Origin of the sequence: Streptomyces spiramenti, from assembly GCF_012034385.1 — a bacterium.
Lineage (GTDB): Bacteria > Actinomycetota > Actinomycetes > Streptomycetales > Streptomycetaceae > Streptomyces > Streptomyces spiramenti.
Genome location: NZ_JAAVJB010000257.1, coordinates 1 through 6,371 on the forward strand (window position 1 = coordinate 1; position 6,371 = coordinate 6,371).

A 6,371-nucleotide genomic window follows, 5' to 3' on the forward strand; every position below is an offset into this window, starting at 1 on the left:
GTCGTGCCGCGCCGCCGGGTCGTGCGCCGCCGCCGAAGGGGCCCGACGGGCGGGCCGGGCCCGCCCGTCGGCCCGGTCCGGACGGGAGAGGCCAGGACGAGTCGGTGGCGGAGGGCGCCGCGCGCGAGGCGCTGGGGTGCCTCGGTGATGCGCCGCGCGCAGGCTTTCCCGCAACCTCCGACGCGGCGCTTTTCCGGTCCGGTTTCTGTCTTCAGCCGTTCCACCGGGCGACGCAGTCGCTCGTGCTCAGACTCGGCGGTCGACTTCTTCGCACAAGCCCGTCGAGGCCGAAGTAGCCTCCCGCCCGGGAGTCGGAGGTTCACGACGGTCACGCCCCGCAGTTCGCGGTGCGGGCGTGATGCGAGCGTTCCGGGGAGTCGGGGGCGTGAGTACGTGGCGGGGACGTCGTCACCGGACGCCACCCACCCCGTGACGGTGAGGCGGTGGACCGTCCCGGGGCCGGGCCCCGCGGCGACGTCAGCCCGCGCACCCCGACGTCAGACGGCGCGGACGCGGCGAACGGAACGGTCAGGAGCCCGTCTGTGTCCGTGTGGTGCGCCGCCCCTGCCGGGGCCGTCGCGGAGAAGGGGAGAACCGCTGGTCCTCCCGGCAGGGGCGAGTCTGAGGGGGTCAGCGCGTCCAAGCGGCGCGCACCGGCCGCACGGGGCGCGCGCGTCGGGCCGGGCGGACGGGCCGGATCACCGTCACCTCGGTGTGCGAGTGCAGCTGTACCCGCACGCATCGGTCGAGCTCCAGCCATGTCGTGCCGCCGCGGTGGGCGGCTGCGGTGACGGGCAGGCACGAGCCGGCCAAGGTCAGGAAGTCACCGGTGCGTATCTCGGCGGCGGGGAAGCGCACCGCTGCGGCGCGCGGGTCATCGAGGATCGACACTGCTGCTCCCGAAGGGTGCGAGGACGGGACGGAGGATCGGGCGCGCTGCCAGCGAGTAGAGGACTTCGACATCGGCGGAACCGCAGACGCGGTCCGGGCCCCGGGCGTTGGCGCTGATCGGGTGTCCGTCCGCCAGGGCGGCGCACTGCACCGCGCGGAACTCGGTGTCCGCCGCCCACTCGCGGAAGACCGCGGGGACCGGCGTCGCGTACTGGCGCTGCTCCGCCGGCTGGTCGTCCTCGGCGGCATCGAGCGCGTCCGCGAGCCGGGCCGCCTGGTGGTGAAGCCAGTCGAGCGCCTCGTCAGGGGTGTCCGCCCACGTTGTTGCCACGTACCACTCCCCTGCCGCATCCGGCGACCGGGCGACCACCTCGCAGTGGTAGCCGTCCCCGTACCGATTGGCGCTCACGAGCAGGGCTCCGCCCGGTACGGAGTGGAGCTGAGTTCGCGGAACAGGTCATGGCCCGGGTGGTCGTCCAGGTGGAGGACGGCCCACATCATCGCCGCGTCCCCCGTCTCCGCCTGCGGGCCCATCTCCGCACAGACCTCGCACTGCACCCGGAAGACCAGCGGACCGGACCGGCGTACGAGCTGGAACCGGGCGAACCGGTAGCCGCCGCTCACCGCTCCCTCCGCCTTTTCAGATGCGCTTCGACGACCCGTCCCAACTCCACAGATCTGACGACAAGTTCGGCGGTCGGAGTCACCGGCTCGTCCTCCGCCGGGGCAGGCACCGGCAAAGCCTCTGTCTCACCCTCGTCGCCGGACTGAAGATCAGAACACACGACCATTCCTCTCCGTAGCGATACCACTACCAAGGAGTCACAGAGTCGCCTAGGGTTGGCTTGTCTTCAACGTCTCAGCGCCGGAGAACACGTTGGTAAACCGCAAGGAACTGAACCCCGACGCGAGCCCGGAAGCCGCATTCGGCGCACGGCTGCGCAGCCTGCGAGAGGCTCGGGGGTGGCTGCAGGACGAGCTGGGCGCGCGCATGGGGTACTCGGGACGGCATGTGTCGGGCGTGGAAACGGGCAACAAATCGCCAACCCGGCGCTTCGCGACCGCCACTGACGTGGCGTTCGGACTGGCCGGCACCGAGGAGTCATTCGCGCGGGAATGGGGGAAGATCGAGCACGGCGTGCTCTTGCAGGGCTTCCCCGAGTACGTGGGGATGGAGAGCCGGGCTTCTGAGATCAGGCTGTTCGAGGTGGGAGTGATCCCCGGGCTGCTTCAGACGCGTGAGTACGCGCAAGCGCAAGCTGAGAGTGACGTGAAGCGAGGTTCCATAACGGAAGCGCAGGCCGATGAGGCAATGGCGTTCCTCGCGAAGCGACAGGCGGCGTTGCTACGACCTGTGCCGCCGCTGGTGGTCGCGGTGCTGGACGAGAGTTGCATCCGTCGGCCTATCGGCGGCCCCGCCGTCATGGACGCGCAGCTGCGGCAGCTCATCGACCTCACTGAACAGTCCCACATAATGCTTCAGTTGGCCCCCTACAGTCTCGGCGCACACCGCCCCTTCAGGCACATGGTGCACCTGCTGACCATGACCGACCGGTCTGTGCTCTCGTATGTCGAGTCGGAGACGCGCGGCTATCTGGACCGCGAACTGGCCTCCGTCATGCCGCTGGTGAGGGCATACCATCAGCTGATGGCCGTGTCGCTGTCGCAGACGGCCTCCGTGGAGATGATCCAGCAGCTACGAAAGGGCTCCTCGTGACGAACGAACCCATAACCTCGCGTTGGGTCAAGTCCTCCTACAGTGGCACCGGCAGTGCCTGTGTCGAGTGGGCCCCGCACGTGGCGTCCACGACCGGCAGGGTCCCCGTCCGTGACTCCAAGAACGTGTCGGGCCAGGCGATTGCGGTGCCCGCGGGCGCGTTCGCCGCGTTCGTGAACGGCGTCAAGTCGGGTTCGCTGCACCGCTGAACGTGCGCCACGCAGAGGCCCCACCGTGCACCGCACGGCGGGGCCTCTCGCTGCGCGGCTCGGTCGGGGGCACGGTCCACCGGGTGCACCCTCCGTCCGCCCCTCCCGTGCAGGTGGACAGCCCTGCCCCGTACCGGGCTGTGAGGCCGAGCGGACCGCCTCCGCCGGTAGCCGCGGGCCGGAGTCCTCGGGGGCGACACCGGAGGTGCCCTCCTCGACAACCCGCCGCACGTATGCGTCGTCGAAGGCCGTCACCGACCCCACTGGGTGGGCGCTGTCCCGGTCGGAGCGGGGCCGCCACGCCCAGCCTGTCGAGCGGGCCCGCCCGGCACACGCACGACGAGGGGCGGCGACCGCACGGTCGCCCCCCCTCGTACCTCCGGTACGACCCGGTCAGTCCTTGATCTCGCAGATCGCCGCGCCGGCCGAGAGGGCGGCGCCGACCTCGGCGGTCAGCCCCTTCACGGTCCCGGCCCGGTGCGCGTTGATGGGCTGCTCCATCTTCATGGCCTCCAGCACCACCACGAGGTCTCCCTCCGCGACGGTCTGGCCCTCCTCGACGGCGACCTTCACGATCGTCCCCTGCATCGGGGAGGCGAGCGCGTCACCGGTGACGGCGGAGCCCGCCTTCCGGCCGCCGCGACGACGGGCCGGCTTGGCGCCGCCCGCGACCGCGGCGCGGGCCAGCGGCATGGCGAGCGTCGCGGGCAGCGACACCTCCAGCCGCTTGCCGGCGACCTCCACCACGACCGTCTCGCGGATGTGGGCGTCCTCGTCCTCGCCGACGACGGGCGTGAAGGGCGGCAGTTCGTTGACGAACTCGGTCTCGATCCACCGGGTGTGGACGGTGAACGGGCCCTTCTCGCCGTGGACCTCGGGCGCGTACGCCGGGTCCGCGACCACCGCGCGGTGGAACGGGATGGCGGTGGCCATGCCCTCCACACGGAACTCGGCCAGGGCGCGGGCGGCGCGGCGCAGCGCCTGCTCACGGGTGGAGCCGGTCACGATCAGCTTGGCGAGCAGCGAGTCCCACGCGGGGCCGATGACGCTCCCCGACTCCACGCCGGCGTCCAGGCGGACACCCGGTCCGGCCGGCGGCACGAAGGAGGTGACGGTGCCGGGGGCGGGCAGGAAGTTGCGGCCCGGGTCCTCGCCGTTGATGCGGAACTCGATGGAGTGGCCGCGCAGTTCGGGGTCGTCGTACCCCAGCTCCTCGCCGTCGGCGATGCGGAACTGCTCGATCACCAGGTCGATCCCGGTGACCTCCTCGGTGACCGGGTGCTCGACCTGGAGGCGGGTGTTGACCTCCAGGAACGAGATCGTGCCGTCCTGGCCCACGAGGAACTCGCAGGTCCCGGCGCCGACGTAGCCGGCCTCGCGGAGGATCGCCTTGGACGCCCGGTACAGCTCGGCGTTCTGCTCCTCGGTGAGGAAGGGCGCGGGCGCCTCCTCGACGAGCTTCTGGTGGCGGCGCTGGAGCGAGCAGTCGCGGGTGGAGACGACGACCACGTTGCCGTGCTGGTCGGCGAGGCACTGCGTCTCGACGTGGCGCGGGCGGTCGAGGTAGCGCTCGACGAAGCACTCACCGCGGCCGAAGGAGACGACGGCCTCGCGGACCGCCGACTCGTAGAGCTCGGCGACCTCGTCCAGGGCGCGGGCGACCTTCAGGCCGCGGCCACCGCCGCCGAACGCCGCCTTGATGGCGACGGGGAGGCCGTGCTCCTCGGCGAACGCCACGACCTCCTCGGCACCGGTCACCGGGTCCTTGGTGCCCGCGACGAGTGGCGCGCCGGCGCGCTGCGCGATGTGGCGGGCGGCGACCTTGTCGCCGAGGTCCCGGATCGCCTGCGGCGGCGGACCGATCCACGTCAGCCCGGCGTCCATCACGGCCTGGGCGAACTCGGCGTTCTCCGAGAGGAAGCCGTAGCCCGGGTGCACGGCGTCGGCGCCGGAGTCGGCGGCGGCCTTCAGCACCTTGTGGAAGTCGAGATAGCTGGTCGCGGGGGTGTCACCACCCAGCGCGAACGCCTCGTCCGCGGCGCGCACATGGGGCGCGTCCCGGTCCGGTTCTGCGTATACGGCGACGCTGGCGATACCGGTATCCCGGCAGGCTCGCGCGACGCGGACGGCGATTTCGCCGCGATTGGCGATGAGCACCTTGCGCACGTTGGCTCCCTCCTTGGAACACAGCGATTTTAGATACACACCACACCGCGCGCCGAGTCCCCCGCAGAAGTGAGTACCTGTGTACCCAGGGTGATCGGTTGGTGGCTCCGGTGCGTGGCATCCCTGGTAATGACGCCGCACAGCCTCCCCCAGTTTCCCCGGGGCGGTCGTGGTCGATGCGGTGCGGAGGTCCGCGAGGAGTGCGGCTTTTGTGGGGACCTTCCAACGCACACCGGGAAGATTTTTCAGAAGTGCCCCGCGGTGCGGTGCCGGAGCCGGTCCGCGAGCCGTCCGGGCCTCCCGCCGGGGGCACGGAATTGGCCGGTTCGGTCGGTTCCCGGAGCCGCGCCGCCGAGGTCGAGGGTCACGGCGTCGCGCCCACCGGTGCCGCCGCTCGTCGCTCCCCGGCCGGTCCCGGCGCCGGTGGTCCGGCGCGCCGCGGCGTGCGGCGGATCGAAGCGCGGCGTGGCGCGGTCGCGGGGTGGCCGCCCCGGGAGGTGACACGGCGCGTCGCCCGGGGCTCTCCCGCCCCGCGCGTCCCGGGCACCCCGCCGCCCCCTCGGGGCGGCGTGCGCCGGGGGTGGGCCGGCCGGACGGGAACCGTCCCCGGTCAGGCGGGGTCCGGAGCCCACAGGTCGGTGACGAGAACGCCGAGTCCGGTCAGCAGCTGCCGGAACATCGGCAGCGAGAGGCCGATGACGTTGCCGGGGTCGCCGTCCACGGAGTCGATGAAGGGCGCCGACCGGCCGTCGAGGGTGAACGCGCCCGCGACGTGCAGGGGTTCACCGGTGGCGACGTAGGCGTCGATCTCGGCGTCGGTGGGATCCCCGAACCGCACGACGGTCGAGGCGGTCGCGGAGGCGCGTCGGCCGTCGGCCGCGTCGATGACGCAGTGCCCGGTCCGCAGCACGCCGGACCGGCCCCGCATGGCGTGCCAGCGGCGGACCGCCTCCGCCGCGTCCGCGGGCTTGCCCAGCGCGACTCCGTCGAGCTCCAGCACCGAGTCGCAGCCGATGACGAGTGCGTCGGCCACCGCCGGGAGTCCGGCGACCGCCTCGGCCTTCGCCTCCGCCAGCACCCGTGCCAGCTCCTCGGGCGAGTCGGCGGTCAGCGCGTCCTCGTCGACCCCGCTGACGACCACCTCCGGTGCGAACCCGGTCTGGCGCAGCAGCGCCAGGCGGGCGGGGGAGCCGGAGGCCAGCACCAGGCGGCGGGCCGGCCGGGTGGCGGGCGGCCCGGCGGGCCCGCCGTCGGCGGTCGCGGTCGGGTCGGGGGCGTCGGGCGACGCGGGGGAGAACTGGGAAACCATGGCGCCAGCGTAGTGGCGCGGGACGGGGCGCGACCGGCGATGCCCGTCACGCCCCGTCGCCCCCCGTGGGGGGGGGGGG

General features: G+C 72.6%; 7 protein-coding genes. 2 read left to right on the forward strand and 5 right to left on the reverse strand.

Annotated elements, in window-relative coordinates; translation table 11 throughout:
- Positions 1–630: 630 nt before the first annotated feature.
- From HCJ92_RS20915 to HCJ92_RS20925, 3 genes are read right to left on the reverse strand one after another with little or no spacing between them, the layout of a single operon-like run.
- Positions 631–891 carry a hypothetical protein gene (locus HCJ92_RS20915; RefSeq protein WP_167935167.1) on the reverse strand — a complete coding sequence of 87 codons (261 nt, stop codon included), beginning with the start codon at positions 889–891 and terminating at the stop codon, positions 631–633.
- Positions 875–1,300 (reverse strand): hypothetical protein, encoded by a 426-nt coding sequence (locus HCJ92_RS20920; RefSeq protein ID WP_167935168.1) that lies wholly within the window; start codon positions 1,298–1,300, stop codon positions 875–877. Before HCJ92_RS20920 ends, HCJ92_RS20915 begins: the two co-directional genes overlap by 17 nt.
- Positions 1,297–1,515: a DUF7848 domain-containing protein gene (locus HCJ92_RS20925; protein ID WP_167935169.1), complete on the reverse strand. Its 219-nt coding sequence runs from the start codon at positions 1,513–1,515 to the stop codon at positions 1,297–1,299. The genes HCJ92_RS20920 and HCJ92_RS20925 overlap by 4 nt, the downstream gene beginning before the upstream one ends.
- A 253-nt stretch (positions 1,516–1,768) precedes the next feature.
- Here HCJ92_RS20925 and HCJ92_RS20930 point away from each other — a divergent pair, with 253 nt between their 5' ends.
- Together HCJ92_RS20930 and HCJ92_RS20935 are read left to right on the forward strand one after the other, a co-directional pair.
- On the forward strand, positions 1,769–2,608 hold the full coding sequence (locus HCJ92_RS20930; protein ID WP_167935170.1) for a helix-turn-helix domain-containing protein: 840 nt from the start codon (positions 1,769–1,771) through the stop codon (positions 2,606–2,608).
- Positions 2,605–2,817, forward strand: coding sequence for a DUF397 domain-containing protein (locus tag HCJ92_RS20935; RefSeq protein ID WP_167935171.1), 213 nt, complete (start codon positions 2,605–2,607; stop codon positions 2,815–2,817). The genes HCJ92_RS20930 and HCJ92_RS20935 overlap by 4 nt, the downstream gene beginning before the upstream one ends.
- Before the next feature lie 393 nt (positions 2,818–3,210).
- Here HCJ92_RS20935 and HCJ92_RS20940 read toward each other — a convergent pair whose 3' ends face one another.
- Together HCJ92_RS20940 and HCJ92_RS20945 are read right to left on the reverse strand one after the other, a co-directional pair.
- Complete coding sequence (locus HCJ92_RS20940; protein WP_167935172.1) at positions 3,211–4,983, reverse strand: ATP-binding protein; 1,773 nt, start codon at positions 4,981–4,983, stop codon at positions 3,211–3,213.
- Positions 4,984–5,593: 610 nt separating this feature from the next.
- A complete protein-coding gene (locus HCJ92_RS20945) occupies positions 5,594–6,292 on the reverse strand; it encodes a Maf family protein (RefSeq protein WP_167935173.1) in 699 nt (232 codons plus the stop codon).
- Positions 6,293–6,371 lie beyond the last annotated feature (79 nt).

Excerpts from the sequence above, each read along its gene's own strand:
- HCJ92_RS20945 (WP_167935173.1), bottom strand. The coding sequence starts at position 6,292 with ATGGTTTCCCAGTTCTCCCCCGCGTCGCCCGACGCCCCCGACCCGACC.